General features: G+C 46.0%; 8 protein-coding genes. All 8 read right to left on the bottom strand.

Annotation, left to right across the window (positions count from 1 at the left end; genetic code table 11):
* Positions 1-70: 70 nt before the first annotated feature.
* Positions 71-3481: an AAA family ATPase gene (locus IEW82_RS15295; protein ID WP_188696325.1), complete on the bottom strand. Its 3411-nt coding sequence runs from the start codon at positions 3479-3481 to the stop codon at positions 71-73.
* Complete coding sequence (locus tag IEW82_RS15290) at positions 3468-4658, bottom strand: exonuclease SbcCD subunit D (protein ID WP_188696322.1); 1191 nt, start codon at positions 4656-4658, stop codon at positions 3468-3470. Before IEW82_RS15290 ends, IEW82_RS15295 begins: the two co-directional genes overlap by 14 nt.
* 59 nt (positions 4659-4717) lie before the next feature.
* On the bottom strand, positions 4718-8422 hold the full coding sequence (gene addA, locus IEW82_RS15285) for a helicase-exonuclease AddAB subunit AddA (RefSeq protein ID WP_188696319.1): 3705 nt from the start codon (positions 8420-8422) through the stop codon (positions 4718-4720).
* A gap of 3 nt (positions 8423-8425) precedes the next feature.
* Positions 8426-11938: a helicase-exonuclease AddAB subunit AddB gene (addB, locus tag IEW82_RS15280; protein ID WP_188696314.1), complete on the bottom strand. Its 3513-nt coding sequence runs from the start codon at positions 11936-11938 to the stop codon at positions 8426-8428.
* Between the two features lie 139 nt (positions 11939-12077).
* Positions 12078-12905 (bottom strand): sulfurtransferase, encoded by an 828-nt coding sequence (locus tag IEW82_RS15275; RefSeq protein ID WP_188696310.1) that lies wholly within the window; start codon positions 12903-12905, stop codon positions 12078-12080.
* 22 nt (positions 12906-12927) lie between these two features.
* Positions 12928-13722, bottom strand: coding sequence for a GNAT family N-acetyltransferase (locus IEW82_RS15270; protein WP_188696307.1), 795 nt, complete (start codon positions 13720-13722; stop codon positions 12928-12930).
* Between the two features lie 979 nt (positions 13723-14701).
* A complete protein-coding gene (locus IEW82_RS15265) occupies positions 14702-15121 on the bottom strand; it encodes a peptidylprolyl isomerase (protein WP_188696360.1) in 420 nt (139 codons plus the stop codon).
* 356 nt (positions 15122-15477) lie between these two features.
* A complete protein-coding gene (locus IEW82_RS15260) occupies positions 15478-16242 on the bottom strand; it encodes a hypothetical protein (RefSeq protein WP_188696304.1) in 765 nt (254 codons plus the stop codon).
* Between the last annotated feature and the right edge of the window lie 19 nt (positions 16243-16261).

The following is a 16261-nucleotide window of genomic DNA, read 5'->3' as shown; positions in this document are numbered from 1 at the left end:
TCCTCCAAACATTCTATGCTTCATTTTATCTGACTTCTCTGATCTTTGCAAGACCTTCAAGCTTTATCCGTTATATGACATAGCGTATACGACTGCCGCGTCCTGAAGCTTCGGCGGGTTCAACAAAAATTTTCTTCGGCAAACGTTCACGAAGTTCAGGCACGTGACTGATGACCCCAATTGCCATGTTTTCTGTGTGCAGCTTTTCAAGTGCGGTCACAACCGTATCCAATAATTCTGGATCAAGTGTCCCAAACCCTTCATCTAAGAAGAAAAACTGTAAAGGAACTTCCCCGCGGAGCTGTACCTGCATGGATAAAGAAAGGGCGAGTGCGAGGGATGTCAAGAAGGTCTCACCACCAGAAAGCGTGGAGACAGGACGGCGTATACCGCCATTGGCGTCATCACGAATCACAAAACCGCCTGACGTATCGACCTCAATGGCATACCGTCCATGGGTCAAATGGGCGAGTCTATCTGAAGCCATACGACTGATTTGCATAAGCTGCTCTTCAGCAATAAATTCAACAAAACTATTGCCACGAAAAACCGCCTGTAACTTTTGCAACTGTCCATGCCGCTCGGCAAATTCAATTTTCTCCTTCTCAAGCACCTTAAAACGTTGATTTTTCTCCTTAATCGATTGCCATTCCTTCTCCAAGGCCGCTTGTAACTTTAGACTTTGATCACGCTGTTCTTCAAGATGGGTCACTTGATTGTGCAGCTTCTTCATATCTTCCTCAGTCAAACGCTCAGCACCTAGGCGCTTGCGCAAGCGTTCGATTTCCTTCTTTAAATAACGATATTGTTCATCAAAGCTCTCTATTCTTGAACGCAAAGCTTCAATAGCTGAATCTGACAGATACCCTTGCTGAATCACAGTGAGAGCCTCAAATTTATACTGTGCCATCTGCTCCTGAAGCTGAGCTTCTGCCAATTGTTTTCTTTCTACCGCTTGTTGGAAAAGAGCCTGAGCATTAGAATACTGCTTTTCTAGCGTAAAACGCTGCTGTTTTATATCATCTAACGCGCGCTTCGCCTCTTTCTCATTGGATTGCAGGAGCTGCCATTCTTTTTCTAACTGATCCAATGCTGCAAAAGGATTAATCTCTTTTCCCTGCAATATCTCTTGCAGCTGTTGCTCTAGAGCCTCCCGCGAACGATTGATTTCATTCCAAGTCGCCCGCGTTTCTGTGTAGCGCTGTTCAAGATTTAGCCTGTCCTTTTCAAGTGTTTCATGCTGCTGCACGTCTTCATCGATCTGACGGGTGAGCTGATCCATTGCTTCTTGTAATTTTTGCAGCTTTTGATCCTTAGCTTGGATGTCTGTTTTTAATTGCTCCAGATCTTCGATTTCGATGCCAACATGATTGACTGCCCATGCTTTGTACCTTCCCTGCAAGGTGATATTGAGCTGCTCTACATGACGTTGATAGTCATTCACCTGCTCAGATAAAGCCGTCCATTCTGATTCGAGCTTTGTTTGGTTAGTGGAGGCACTGCGAAAGGCTGATTGCTGCTGTTGCAAGGATGTGTCAATTCCTAACACATCTTGCTTAAGTGCCTTTAGCTCACGACTCGTTTGATTAATCCACTGCTTTAAATCTTCCTGCTTCCATTCTGATACGGGTAGAGGGTCAGAGGTCGGTATAGCCTTCAGGTTAGGCACATGCCCCTCTTCAAGCTGTTGAATGTGCTGAACCCTTTGTTCTAGGGCAGCCTGCTGACTCCCAATGGTTTGCAGTGTCTGTTGTATCCATTCCTGACATTTTTTATAGAAGCGTCTCAAGTCCTCTAACTGCTGCAAGGAAGTCTCGGCCAGATCATCCTCTGCCTTCTTAGTATGATGAGTGGAACCACAGACAGGACAGGGCTCCCCTGCCACAAGCTGCCGCGTCAATTGCTGAGCCAAAGCATGTTTGTAAGCGACTTGGTACGCTTCTTCGCGCTCTGACTCTTTCACAGCCAACCAATCCTGAAGCATATGAAGCTTTGAAGATGTCTCTGCCAGACGCAAATAAATCGCTTCATAGCGGGAAAAGCTCTGAAGCAAGCCTTCCAGAATAGCGGTATATTGACGTCGTGATGTATCGAGCCTCTCTTTTACTGCCTGCTGTTTTTCTCCGGCCTCATGCAAACGCTGCTGCCACTCTTTGAACGTCTGCTCATCATTCTTAATTTGCTGCTTATCAGCAAGCGCTTGTTGTACCTGTTCGCGTTGCTCACTCGTGACAGCAATTTCCTGCCGACTGACCTGCCAGCCTTGTAGTTGCTCTTTTTTCTCATTGAGCTTCGCTTGAAGCTTATTTTGTAATTGCCGCTTTTCTTGAAGCGCTTGTAGTTGCTGCTGAAGCTGCTCTTGTAGTGCACTGACCTGCTTTTGTCTATCCTCAAGGTCAGCTTGTACACGCTGTGCTTGCTGCAACGCCATTTTTTCCTTGTCATATTCCGGCTGTTTCTTTATTAAGGCAGCTTGAGCCTGCTCATAGGCTGCGACCGCGACTTGTTCCGCTTTTTGACTCTCCATAAATTGCTGCTTGATTATTTCCAAGCTCTTCTCTGCCTGTAATGCGGCTTCCTTTGCTTCCTCAAATGACGAAACATAAGGCATCACTTTGGAGACACGCTCCGCTTGTTTTAATTGCTGACGGAGTTGCTCTATCTCCGCCTGTTCATTCTTCAGCGTTTGCTCTTGCTTTTCATAGTCTAGAAGGTTCTGCTGCGTTTCCCATTGCGTTTTTGCTCCATCAAAACGCTGCTTGACATCATTTAATTGCTTTTGATAGTCATTAGCCGCTTGCTCTGCTTCTCTATACTTTGCCTCGCTCGTCTTTAACGCTGCATCAGAAGCATCACCTAAGCCATGCTCTTCGGCCTCAATCGCTTCAAGACGACGTTCTGTATTTGTCACCCGCTCGCGAATTTTTTCATTCAATCGATCACCATATTTTTCAAGGTGAAAAAGCCGCTGCAGCATTCGCCGGCGTTCCGCCCCTTTTAATGTTAGAAAATCTGCGAATTTTCCCTGTGGAAGAACGACTGCCCGAGTAAAATCATCATGGGTCAAACCCAGCAGATCCTTGATGGCTTGCGTAACATCTCTTTCCTTATCTGCCAGCACCTCTGGCGTCTCCCCTGATAAAAAGCGCAGACGGCAGCTGCCGATAGTCAGTCCGTCATTCTTAGCTCTTTTATACACGCGTTCTACACGGTAGCGTTTGGGAGCATCAACACCCAGATCGAAGGTGAAGGCAACTGAAATTTCATTTTCAGCATGGTTTAAAATCCCTTGCGTATTTCCGGTCGCTCGTTCAACCTTCCCATATAAGGCAAGTGTCATAGCATCAAGAAGAGACGACTTCCCGCTTCCGGTAGGACCGAAAATCCCAAAGACACCCCCATCGACTAATTGAGTAAAATCAATGGTTTGCTTTTCTCTGAAGCTATGAAGGCCAGCTACTGAGAGTTCAATCGGTCGCATACACCCCACCACTTTCTTCCTCAGTTTCCTTCGCCATCTCTAAAAAGAGTTCAACCAACGCTTGATCAGGGTCAGCCCCACCTGTTTGCTGACGATAAAAGCGCCCAAAGATATCCTGCAGTGGCAACTCCGATAACCGTGTAAACAGCTCGTCATTCTCCGCTTCCAAATAGATGGGGCGAATGTGGATCAAGCCCTCATGTGCTTTACGCAAGTTTTGAATATCACGAATGGCCAGGGCATCCTTGAGGGTAATTTCGAGATCAACCCAAGCCTGCTTATCTCTGCCAGCCTCAATCCATTGATACACTTCTTCCAAGCCTTGCTTTGCCGACCAACGCACAAGTGGTTTGCCTGATTTTAAATAAATTTCGCGGATATCTGCCGGCTGCCCAGGCTCACAATCAATAAGCGTCACAGACTTCGGCTGGTTCGCTTCGGAAAAGCTATAAGCAAGCGGTGAGCCACTATAGCGCCCTGGTGTCTGACCAAATGCTAGGCTCTGTGGACGATGCAAATGACCTAAGGCCACATAGTCCGCGCCAACATCGAGTGATGAGGGGGATACCGTATAAGCACCCCCTATTTGAATCGGCCGTTCCGAGTCTGATTCCCTTCCTCCCGCAATAAAAAGATGACTCATGACAACGTTGACAGCCTCCTTTTTAAATGCTTGTGCGTGCGAATGAAAAAGCACAGACAAACGCTCGTCATAAGCGGAACGAATATACGCTTCTTCGTTCATTTCACTCAAGCATTCATTAAGCCGCGATTCAGACGGATAGGGAACAGCACTGATCACGAGTTCTTGATGACAGGAGGGGATCGCAATGGTGAGTGGTCCCTGCGATGGACGTCCTACTAAAGTAATCCCATGAGTAAGCGCCAAAGGCGAGGCCGCTTCCACCCGCTCAGGACTGTCGTGGTTTCCAGAAATAACGACAACAGGCCGCTTACCTCCATGTGAGAGCTGTTTCATCGTTTCGTAAAATAGTATTTCAGAAGCGGCAGGTGGGTTCACCGAATCGTAAACATCTCCAGCCATTATCACCGCATCGACCTTTTCATCGTTCGCGATACTGATGATTTCTGCAAGCACCGCTTCTTGTTCGCTTTGACGTGAACGGCCTTCAAGACTGCGTCCCAGGTGCCAATCTGCCGTATGTAAAAGTCGCAAGCTACTTCCCCCTTTGTCTAGCATAATAAAGATGTGCCGGAGACTTCCCCGGCAACACATCACATCGTATATAAATGACCACCATCAAAAAAGTAGAGACCGATTTTTTCTACTTTTTGCTTCCAAATACGCTCAATGGCGAGCTGATAAAGCTCCAGCTGTTTGTGATAACGAGCAATAAGCGCCTGCTGCTGGGCAGCCGGTGACTGAAACCGGCCTTCAACCTGATCGGTTTTAAAATCCAGCAGTACTAGCCCCTTCTCCGTTTCATATAAGCAGTCAATAACCCCTTGAACGAGCACCTTATCCTCGTCCCCTTGCCAGCCTGAATAGATATCCGCTGGTTTGACCGCCAAAGAAAAGGAGAGTTCGCGTACCACACGCTTCGCCTGCAGAAGCTCTCGTCCGATTTCAGTTTCAAAAAACTGGGTAATTTTCCCGAAATCTAAAGCTAGAGACTCCTCTTCAGTTAATAGCTCCTGTTCTTGCATGCGTTCAGCTTCTTGCTTAAGCTGTCCATGCGACATCGGAAAGGCGAGGGTCACATGCTGCATAAACTTATGCACAGAAGTTCCTCGTTCAGCAGCCGTCAATTGCTTGTTGCTAAAAAAGCGGGGCCGCTCCCCTAAGGGGCGCCGAAATTGCCGGACAAGTGCCTCGTCATAGCCTTCATTAAAACGCTCCTGCTGACGTTTGATCTCGGTTACCGTTTGCTTAGCCATGTGCACCGTCGCTTGTTGATGCGAATATCTCCAAGCTAAATGCCGTGCGACCCGCTTATCTTCCTGAACATCGACAGGAAGCCAGCTTTGTAGCTTCTGTTCTTTTGCTCGGGTCTCCACTTCCTGCTGCCCAAGCTCTGGTACAATTGTCCCACCCGCATGAATGGCTGTAACCCACCGGGAGGGATGCTGTTTCACCGCTTCTTGAAAGGGTGTGAAACCCGCAGCATCATGAAGGACAACAGCATCTTTGTGACGCAAAACGCTTGGCCCAATCCAATCTAAAAAGGTCTTCGCCTGTCCGCGAGCATAAGGCGACAAAGTCCATGTCATCTCACTCGCGCTTTCAATCCATTTTTGGATGGCCTTTTCAGCATCCTTTAAAGTCCCTACAAGGATCAGCTTTTCACGCGCCCGCGTTAATGCCACATAGAGAATGCGCATTTCTTCAGCTACTGTTTCACTGGCCATTCGCCTTTTGAGCGCTGCATGAGGTAAGGTTGGTGTCGTCAATCGCTTCACGGGATCAATATTTTTTGTTCCAAAGCCCAGCGTTTTATGAAGTAGAGTCTTAGCGTTGAGATCTCTAAAATTAAAGCGTTTATTAATACCAGCAACAAAAACAACTGGAAATTCTAACCCCTTACTTTTATGAATCGTCATAACACGGACGACATCTTCCTGTTCACTTAATGCCCTTGCTTCAGCAAGGTCTCCACCTCTATCTTGGAGGCGTTCGATAAAACGCAAGAAGCGAAACAATCCACGAAATGAGGTTTGCTCATATTGACGCGCACGATCATAGAGCGCGCGTAAATTGGCTTGCCGCTGTTCACCTGCTGAAAGACCAGCAACATAATCATAGTAGCCGGTTTCTCTATAAAGCTGCCAGATCAGATCTGCTAATGCCCCGCGCCGGGCACGATCACGCCAGTCTTCCAGCTGGCGATTAAACGCTCTTAATTTATGAGCTAGGTCATCAGTAAATCGCTCACTATAGTCCTTCATGGCCTCATAATACGCCCCTTCTTTTTGAGCAATGCGGATACGAGCAAGCTCTGAACCAGTCAAGCTGACCAAAGGGGACCGTAGCACTGAAGCCAGCGGAATATCCTGAAAAGGATTATCGATCGTCCTGAGCAATGCCATCATTACAGCAACCTCTGTCGCTTCAAAATAGCCTTTTGAAAGCTCAGCATAGGCTGGAATGCCTCTTTGCTTGAAAACATCCAATAGTGTTGGCGCCCAGGCCGCACCTGAGCGCAGCAAGATGACAATATCGCGATATTGAATTGGCCGATTGACTTTTGATTCTTTATCATAGACCTCTTTTCCGTTTTGAATCATCTCTTGAATTTTATTCGCAATAAAATGCCCTTCTAATTCTGCAGTTTCATAGTCTTCTAACGTCTCATCCTCAAGCCCCTCTTTATGCTCCTGACGATTGATAAGATGGAGTTCAGTCTTCTGTTCTGCTTCGGGATAATAGCTGGCACCAAACAACAGAGCTGCCTTGTCATCATAGTCAATTTCACCAACAGTCTCATCCATGACTTGTTTAAAAATAAAATTCGTTCCGTCCAATATTTCCCGGCGACTTCGAAAGTTTTGTGATAAATCAATCCGGTATCCAGAGGATTCATCAGAAGATGACGTGTTGCCAAATCGCTTGTATTTATCAAGAAATAAGCCGGGTTCTGCCAAGCGAAACCGATAGATGCTTTGCTTGACGTCACCAACCATAAACGTATTGTCCCCTCTAGCAATATGCGAAATGATCGTCTCCTGAACAAGATTGGTATCCTGATATTCATCAACAAGTATTTCTGTAAATTGGGCGCGATATTGCTTAGCCACCTCTGAAGCGACTTCATGCCCAGGCTTTGCCGCATCATCACGTAAAACGGAAAGCGTGAAATGCTCTAAATCATCAAAATCGACCACAGCCTTTTCTTTTTTCACCGCCATATAGCGCTTTGAAAAATCCTTGACAAGCTGTACCAATAAATAAACATAAGGAGCCATATCTTGAAGATCTTCTAAATAACTAGCGGGAGATTTAGAAAATAACTCCTCTTGAAGCTGAGTCAGCCGTTTTTTGACCTCATCTCTTAGGCCTTTCACCCGATCCTTTAACGTCGAATCAATATCGTCACCCTTACAAGGCTTTAGCTTCGTGAAGGAAAGCTGAGAAAACGCTTGATGGAGAGCCTCCCAAGGTCCGTGCGCTGCCGTATAGATGGCTTGCAGCATCTCGCGATCAGCTTCGAGTGTAGCAACATATGGGTAAGGCCCACCAGGCTCTGAGGCAAGCGTTTCTGCTGTCTCCAGTACCCCCAATAGGCCCTGTACAGTGGCTTTCACGGCCTGCTTTAAATCAGGGGTCCATGGAAGCGTATCAATTGACGTATCTGGAGTCACTCGATACGCTGCTGCCATCTCATCCAGCCAAGCTTCTGGCCAAGGATGGCTGCGAGAAAAGGTATAGAGCTTTTGTACGAGCCCCATAAGCTCTGAATCACTGCGATCATTAGAATAGCGATCTACCAGCTCATAAAAACGCTCAGCATGTTCAGCGCTATAATAATCCTCAAAAAGCCCCTCTAAAACATCCTCGCGAATCAAAGCCATTTCTGCTTCATCACCAATCCGAAAGCTCGGATCGATATCCAATTGGTAATAATAACGTCGAACCACAGATAAACAGAAGGAGTGTGAGGTTGTAATCAACGCTTTATTTAGTAATGTAAGCTGATGCCGCAATCTAAGATCGCTTGGATTGTTGGTCAGTTCCTTCTCCAATGCCTGACCGATGCGGACACGCATTTCTGTTGCCGCCGCATTCGTAAACGTGACAATCAACAAGCGATCTACATCCACAGGCTCCTTGGGATCGGTGATTTTTTTAATGATTCGTTCGACGAGTACAGCCGTTTTACCAGAACCTGCCGCCGCAGCCACTAGCACATCCTGACCCTTCTGCACAACGGCTTGCCATTGATCATCCGTCCATTGACTGTCCTTTGGCTTTTGTAGGCTCATGATCTACTCTTCCCCCTCTTGCTTATCTTGCGCTGACATAAATTTTGCTTTTAATTGCTCCAAGATATCGTTATCCGCTGCCTTTTTTAGAAGGCGGTAGTTATTTTCTGGCTGTGTGGCATCAAATTGACAAAGCGATTTAAAGGCGCAATACGTGCAGGGCGTGCGATCCTTTAATTTATAAGGCGAAATGTGGATATTTCCGTCCGTGATTTCAGTCCCAACCTTTTGCATCATTCCCCTGACGTACTGACGGAGCACATTAAAGTCTTCATCATTTGCTACAGAAGATTGCTTGGTGAACGTCCCGTCTTTCTTAAATGATGCAGGAATAATATCAGAACGCTTTGACGTCAGGGCTTCATCCATTAACGTCAACGCTTCCTCATCTTCAATGAGCAGACCCTTCATCTTGAATTCCTTAAATAAGCGTGCTTCAAAAGCTTCATCCGTCGGTTTCACCGTTTCATTCAACATTGGATTATGGACATGGAAATAGAGAACACCCGCAGGATCGGCCGACTCACCTAACCATTCTTTTGAGTAGGTCAGCACCACATCTAAATAGGCGAGCATTTGTAAGGCAATGCCGTAATACACCTCAGCCAAACTCAGATCCTTGGTGCTTGATTTATAATCGATGATCCGCAGGAGAAGTCCTCTGCTTGTCACTCCTTTATCAACACGATCAATTCGGCCGACGATCTGCATTGTGCAGCCATTGGAAAGCTTAAATTCTAAAGGTGGTAAGGGTTGATTAGGACCAAAAGGCAATTCAATCCCAACAGGTGAAAACCCACTTGCCTTCGCATGACGATTCATTGCTAAAGCGACGCGGGCGACGACATCACGCATTTTACGCTTCAAGTAATGATAGCGCGCTGAGCTTAATAAAATCTCCCTTTGCAATCTTGGTGCTAAGCGTTCCACTTGTTCAACAGCAAGAGCCTCACATTCTTCTTGAGATAGATCAGCCCACTCTTTATTATCATTGAGCAATGCTTCTGTCATCGCTTTGATCGCCGCATGAAAAAGCTCACCAATATCCGGAGCCTCAAGCCGATAGACATCCCGCTCTTTTAAACGCAGGCCATAATTAGCAAATTGGGCAAATGGGCAAGAATTAAACAGTTCCATTCGCGAGACACTGGCCTGAATATCCGTTCCATAAAGCTCCTGCGAGGTCTCTCTTGGTAAGCGTTCTTCAAGGTTCACATAAAAACGGCTGCTCAGCACCCGAATGGTTTGTGGCCGCCACATTTCAGACTGAATAAACCAATTGTAAGCCGACCACCAGTGATCTGAAACAGGATAGCCTTTTTGCCAACGGCGAATTTGTGCCGCAACATGACCCAGTGTGCGCGCTGAGGGCAGGATATAGTTCAATTGCTCCTCCTCAGTGACCTCGTGCGGCTCACCGGAAATGAACTCTACATTGAGCTCTGAAAAATAGCGTGGCATCCGTGAAATCAAGGAAGAAGGCATGAGTGATTGCCCATCTTCGCTTGCCAAAGGATAAAAAATGTATAACCGCTGGCTGGCACTAGTCATCGCACGATAAATATAAAACTCTTCGTTAAGAAGCAAATCCCGTCCACTCGGCGCAAGCTCAACCTCATGGCCATTCAGCCATTCTCTTTCCTCGTCTGATAGAATACTATCCTCCGAGGGTTTGGCTGGCAAGATCCCTTCATTAACCCCTAAAATAAATGTCACTTTAATCCCATCTGTGCGTGTCCGCTCAATAGCCCCGATTAAAACCTGATCGAGCGCAGGAGGAACAAGGGCAAATTGCAAGGCGTCTAATCCTGCTCCCAGAACCTCCGAAAAGCTTTTTAAAGACAGTGTCTCATCCCCCGCAGCTTCGACAAGCTGATCCAAGCAATCAATCAGCGCTCCCCATACTTGATCGTGCTCGCGTGCCTCATCAAGACGGCCTTCTTCCTCAGCTTTGGCACGTAAGGCTTCAAGCTTTCCAGGTACATCCAAGGATTCAAGAAATAGAAAAAGCTCTGAACACTTCTCTTGTACCGTCTTAGCCTTTTTTATCTTTTTCTCAAATCCTATGAGTGGATCGGCCAGCGCCATCCGCCAATCGTTCAGGTTTCGCTGCATTTCCTTTTCTCTGGAGCTTTGCGGAACATCCACTTCTGATAACCCGCGATAGTGACGATATTCCCATGGATCACTGTTTTTCCAATGCGCCCCGTGAATGCCAAAAGCAAGAACATAGTTCTCTAATTGTGCGATCGCTTCACGCATGTTCTGGGGCTTCTTATCTCTCGGGCAAAGCAAGTCGGTTTTTAATGCACGAAAGACAGCTTCGTACCGCCAATTTTGTAGCACTATATCCAGCAAGGCTCGAACAAATTCAATCACTGGATGATGGTGCATCTCCCGTTTCTGATCCAGAAAGATCGGAATATGGTAATCGGCAAAAATGGTTTCAAACAGATCTCGATAAGCTGAAAGATCCCGTACTAATACAGTGATGTCTTTATATCTTAGCTGTCCTTCTCGAACAAGGCGGCAGATTTCACGGGCAGTCGCTTCGATTTCTTCACGACGATTGACCGCCTCAAAGACCCGAACGGCTCCATCATTAGGCACTTGCTTAAAAGGGCGCTTTTCAAAGCTCTGTTCTAAATGCGTGAGACTTCGTGCTTCAAAGCGCCAGACATCCTGTAAAATTTCTGGCACTTCGATCGGCACCTCTGCCTCACGAGCCAGAGTGAAGAGTCTCCCACAGGTAGCTGCTGTCGCTCGGAAAAGTGTCAAATCGCTAGGGGCTGGTTCTTCGTAAGGCCGATCTAGCGTGAGTGTTACCGTCATCCGCTTCACATGCTGCATCAATACAGACAACAAGGCTTGCTCTTGAGGCGTAAAACTATCAAAGCCGTCTACCCAAACCTCAGCTTCCTTTAAACTTTGCCACTTTGGCAATTGCTCGGTCGCTATATTTAAGTAATCATCACTATCAACATATTTATTTAATAGCGCCATTTCCAGTTCATGGTAAACAAGCTGTAAATCATGGAGCTTGTCTAATAAGGCAGGATCTGTGCCTGCTTCCTTCAACAGCCCCCATTTTACTTGCAAATCTGCCGCTGACAGATTGTAGCGTTTAAATTCGCTAATCGCATGGTGAAGAATATCATAAAAGCCTTGTTGCTCAGCGGCTTTTTGGAAAATATGAAGGTCATGTTTATTAGCAAGCATGATCTTTCTTAGCAGCATCGTCAAGCCAACTTGATTGAGATGCAAACGCGTTGCCCCACCAACATTTTCTAATATTCTTAAGGCAAACCTTGAAAAACTATAAACGTCCAAGCGTGTCATTCCATCAAGATCAGGAAGCTTAGCAAATGAAAATTCGGTATGAAAGGTCATTTGGTCGGGAACAAGATAGATCAAAGGTGGCCCATCTGGCTTTTGTCTAAGCTCACGTTCTATCTCTTTAAAACAACGGTTTGTTTTCCCAGTGCCTGCTCGTCCAATCATTACTCTCAATGACATATCTATCACCACTCCATCGAAAAACTCTAAATCTATTATCGCATGGTGAGCAAAGGAGAACAAGCAATCGTCTTAGGAGATCAAGGAAAAAAATAGAAGCTGGGGAGGAGGCACAAAAAGCCTCCATTGCTAAATGAAGTTACTTAGAGGGGGCTGTTTCAATGGCATGATCATTGTAGCTAATCCAATCGCTCCAGCTACCTGGATAGAGCTTCACGTTAGTCAGCCCAGCCCTAGTCATGGCCAGTACATTCGCACAAGCGGTAACCCCTGAACCACAATAAACCGTTATGGATGCTGCTGCTTGTAAATCGGCGAATCGCTCCCTTAACTCATTAGAGCTCAGCCACTTCTGATTCCGCAAATTATCCATCCAAAACCGGTTAAGGGCACCCGGTATATGCCCAGCCTTAGGATCTATTGTTTCATTTTCACCACGATAACGATCAGGTGCTCTTGAATCAATTAACAGCCCGACCTCTCCTTGTTCAATCGCTTCCACTTGTTCAAGCATCTCGTCATGAGGAGTGGCCACAAACGTGGTCTTAAGCGGTGAAGGCAGCTCAGAGCTCGTCGAAAGGCCCTGAGCACACCATGCGCTGTATCCCTCATCAAGGACAGCCACCTGTTCATGACCTAAATAGCGCAGAAGCCACCAAAACCGCGGCGCATACTGTCCACCCTGATCATCGTAGGCAATAACTGTTTTTGTCGCATCAATCCCAGCTCTGCCAAGCTTCAAGGCAAGCTCCTCAACGTCCGGTAACGGATGTCTTCCTCCGTGCTCTAATACCTGTCCAGATAAGTCCTTTTCGAGATCAAAAAAAACGGCTCCAGGTATATGCCCCGAAAGGTAAGCTTTCCAGCCTTCCTGCGGGTCAGCAAGATTAAACCGACAATCGACAATCACAATATCTTGATCTTGTAAATGTTCATGCAACCAGTTCAAGCTGATGATCTCTTCCATTCTCCAGCCTCCTCATTTTTTATTATTGTAAATAATACAATGTCCACTGGTCAATATCGACAAAGCCAAGACGCTTATAAATTTTCCCAGCTTCCGGATTATCATAAAACAAACAAGCAGCTTTATTTTCAGCCATCAAGGCTTGAACAAGCTTTGTTAAACAGCGTGTCGCATACCCCTTTTTCTTATAATCTGAACGCGTGCAAACACCGATGATCATTGCAGCATAGCTATTTTCCGCGGTTGTTGAGGCAGATGAAGCGATCAGCTCCCCTTCCTCTATGTAATATGTGCGGGCAACTCCCTTTCTCATTGCATGTCTCACACTTTCTTTATTTCTAACAGCATCCGCGAATTCTGGAATGCTCCCATGAAGCTGAAGCAAGCGGTCAACATCACTAAGTGCTGCTTCTTTCACCTGCGAGATATCCAGAGTGGCATCTAGCTGTTCTCCATCTTCACATTTGGCATAATAAAGTGTTCGCGCAGGTGTTTTTCCAGCCTTTAATGTCCGTGTAACCTGAGCAACAATAGACTTCAGCCCCGATACCATCAAAGCGCGCGCATCGTTTCTGATGATATCTGCCATTCCTTCTGTATCAAATGCCCCAGGAGCGTAAACGATGTAATTTTGGTAATAACGCAGCAGCACAGCACGCAGCTGCTTTTCACTAGTGAAATCGCCCCAAACCTCTTGAAAGTCCGAAGCAAATCCAAACGCTTCAATATCTCCGATGATAAACAAATTCTCTGCTGGCCTGGCTGAAACAAACTCAAGACAGGTCTGGCGATCAGCCTCTGTTAACAATCTAATCATGCCCCTACTCCCCCTTTTTAGCTAATTGCCAAAAAGCATAGCAGAACAAGGAAGAAACAACAATAGAATTTAATCATATTTCCATTTATTTATAAAAGTAACTTAGATCCGGCTCGAATTTTATTTTTAGAAAAACTGAACGTCCCCAGGCCGAGTTTTACTCTCCAATCAAACTGTCTCGTCATTTTGCAAGCTATTTTGTTAGCATCCCCCTGCTCTTTGTTACGTTGATGCTGGCTTTGTTAAAATAATCTGCTCTTTGATTACGCTCATCCCCTAATTCGGAAGCAGGCATTCCTGATTTGTTCTCTATGTGTTAAATGAAGTGGTTATTCGTTGAAATGCTCTTCCCTTTTGTTACGTTCAAACCCTCCTTATGCGCCAACGCTAAGAACAGCAACAGCCTGGAGTGGCAGCTCACACCATCCCAGTGACCAGAATGTTATCCTTTCTTTAATGTTAAAAAGAAAAACCGGGCGAAAAGCATGCCCGGTCCTTGTCCCTAGTATTGAGCATCATCAATATGAAATGGGCTTCATTGCCTGGTCAAGTGGATTAGAGCGCAAGGCGCGAGATTCGGAACACTCTAAAATCGTATGTTCCTCGGGCGCCGCTGACTCATGATGCGGAGACTAGAGTCCTGCGGGAAGTGGGAGATCGGTAAGCCCTTAGCAGTGCGAAGGCGCGAGGAGGCTTACCACTCCCCCGCGGAAAGCGAGCGGCCTGGAGCGGAAATCCGCACCGTCCTCATGATCAGAAATTTTATACTTTCTTTTCTTTTAGAAAACTTGGCTTGCACCCCTTCGCTGGTACTCCTGATGTGATTTTTACCAATCACACACTTAGGGTGCCCGCAAGCCTCAGGTGGCGAAAGTCAAAGCCCGCCTTATCCGCTCTTCCTTTATGCGCGTCAGCGAGTTATACATTCTGATAGTAAAGCAAAAACGCCCTCATTGCTGAGGGCGTTTTTGCCTGATACTTACTCTTCTTCATCCCAAACTTTAACTTCTGTCATAACATCGCCATTTTTCATCGCCCGTGCGGCTTCAAGTCCTTCAGTTACTTGACCAAACACGGTGTGAACGCCGTTAAGATGAGGCTGCGGCTCATGTACGATAAAGAATTGACTGCCTCCTGTATCCTTCCCAGCATGTGCCATGGAAAGGCTGCCGGCAACATGCTGATGTGGGTTGCCTTCTGTTTCACACTTAATTGTGTAGCCTGGACCACCTGCACCTGTTCCTGTTGGATCGCCACCTTGGCTAACAAAACCAGGAATAACACGATGGAAGGTTACACCATTATAAAAACCTGAGTTAGCTAATTTTTCAAAGTTAGCCACCGTACCAGGTGCTTCATTTGGAAACAAATCAAATTTAATCTCTTCGCCATTTTCCATTTTAATTAAACCTTTTTTCAAAACAACTACCTCCGTCTATGTATGATTTTTTTCTACTTGCTTGCTTTATTTTACACGAACAACGAATAAAAGACCAAATCCAAGGAATGGTTTTGGTCAAATCATTTCAAATAAAGAACAACTTGGCTTGCACTGCTTCACAGCACTCCTGATGTGGCCACAATACAACCACACATTAAGGGTGCACTGCTTCACAGCACTCCTGATGTGGTCACAATACAACCACACATTTAAGGGGATGTCCATAAACTCACAGTGACGAAGGACAGGATCTGAACTTATACAGTCAGCAAAAGGTTATAAATTTGCTTATATGAAGAAACGATATCGCTTCATCATCCACCCCCACGCACTTTCTTGTCATAGTCTTTAACCAAAGAGATGAGTTCACTTTTTCTGGCACGCCATTGCTGTTTTCGATGACCGTTCGATCCAGAAGGATGAGGAAAGCCAAAAAGGCAATGCACTGCTGCCATTCTCCTGCTTCGGATAAGATGCTTGATTACATCATTGACACACTGTCCAAGAGGAATAACAAGCACGTCATGCTCTATTGCCTTAATCTCCTCTGGAAACACATGATAGGCAAATTTCTCTAATAATGGAGAACGGTCTATACTTGGCGCATAACCTGTATAATTTTTGCCATGTTTAAACACTGGGTATTTAATCACTGAGGTGGTATGCAAGCCATCATATGAAGGGTCAAAGAGCATGCGACAGGAATGTAGGCCAAACACCTTATTGACTTCGCACTCATCAAGCATTTCGATGAGATGCTTTCTCATGGTTCCAGCAAATCGCGCTGCCATCTTTGCGCCTTTCAAAACCTGATCGATCGAATCCCCACGGTCAAGTCGTGCTTTGGCTTCTTGAAAAGCCAGCTTCATCTGAGTCCATCCAGGGGTAATGCCAACGATGACGATTTGCGCATGCTTGTTGATATACTCATTGTGTGGTGCATAGTACATGTCCAGAATCTCGCTCTTTTCTAGCAAAAAACGAGGATGGAGCAATTCTTTTTTCTGAAGAAGCTCAGGGCTTGGTAGCATTTTGATGTAAGGCAAAAAATGATCAAAATAAGTGTTGGTCGTCTGCATTTCGCCCATCATTGTTTGC

This window comes from Pullulanibacillus camelliae, assembly GCF_014642655.1.
Lineage (GTDB): Bacteria > Bacillota > Bacilli > Bacillales > Sporolactobacillaceae > Pullulanibacillus > Pullulanibacillus camelliae.
The sequence above is the reverse complement of the archived record's forward strand: the minus strand, read 5'-3'. Positions and strand labels throughout refer to the sequence as shown.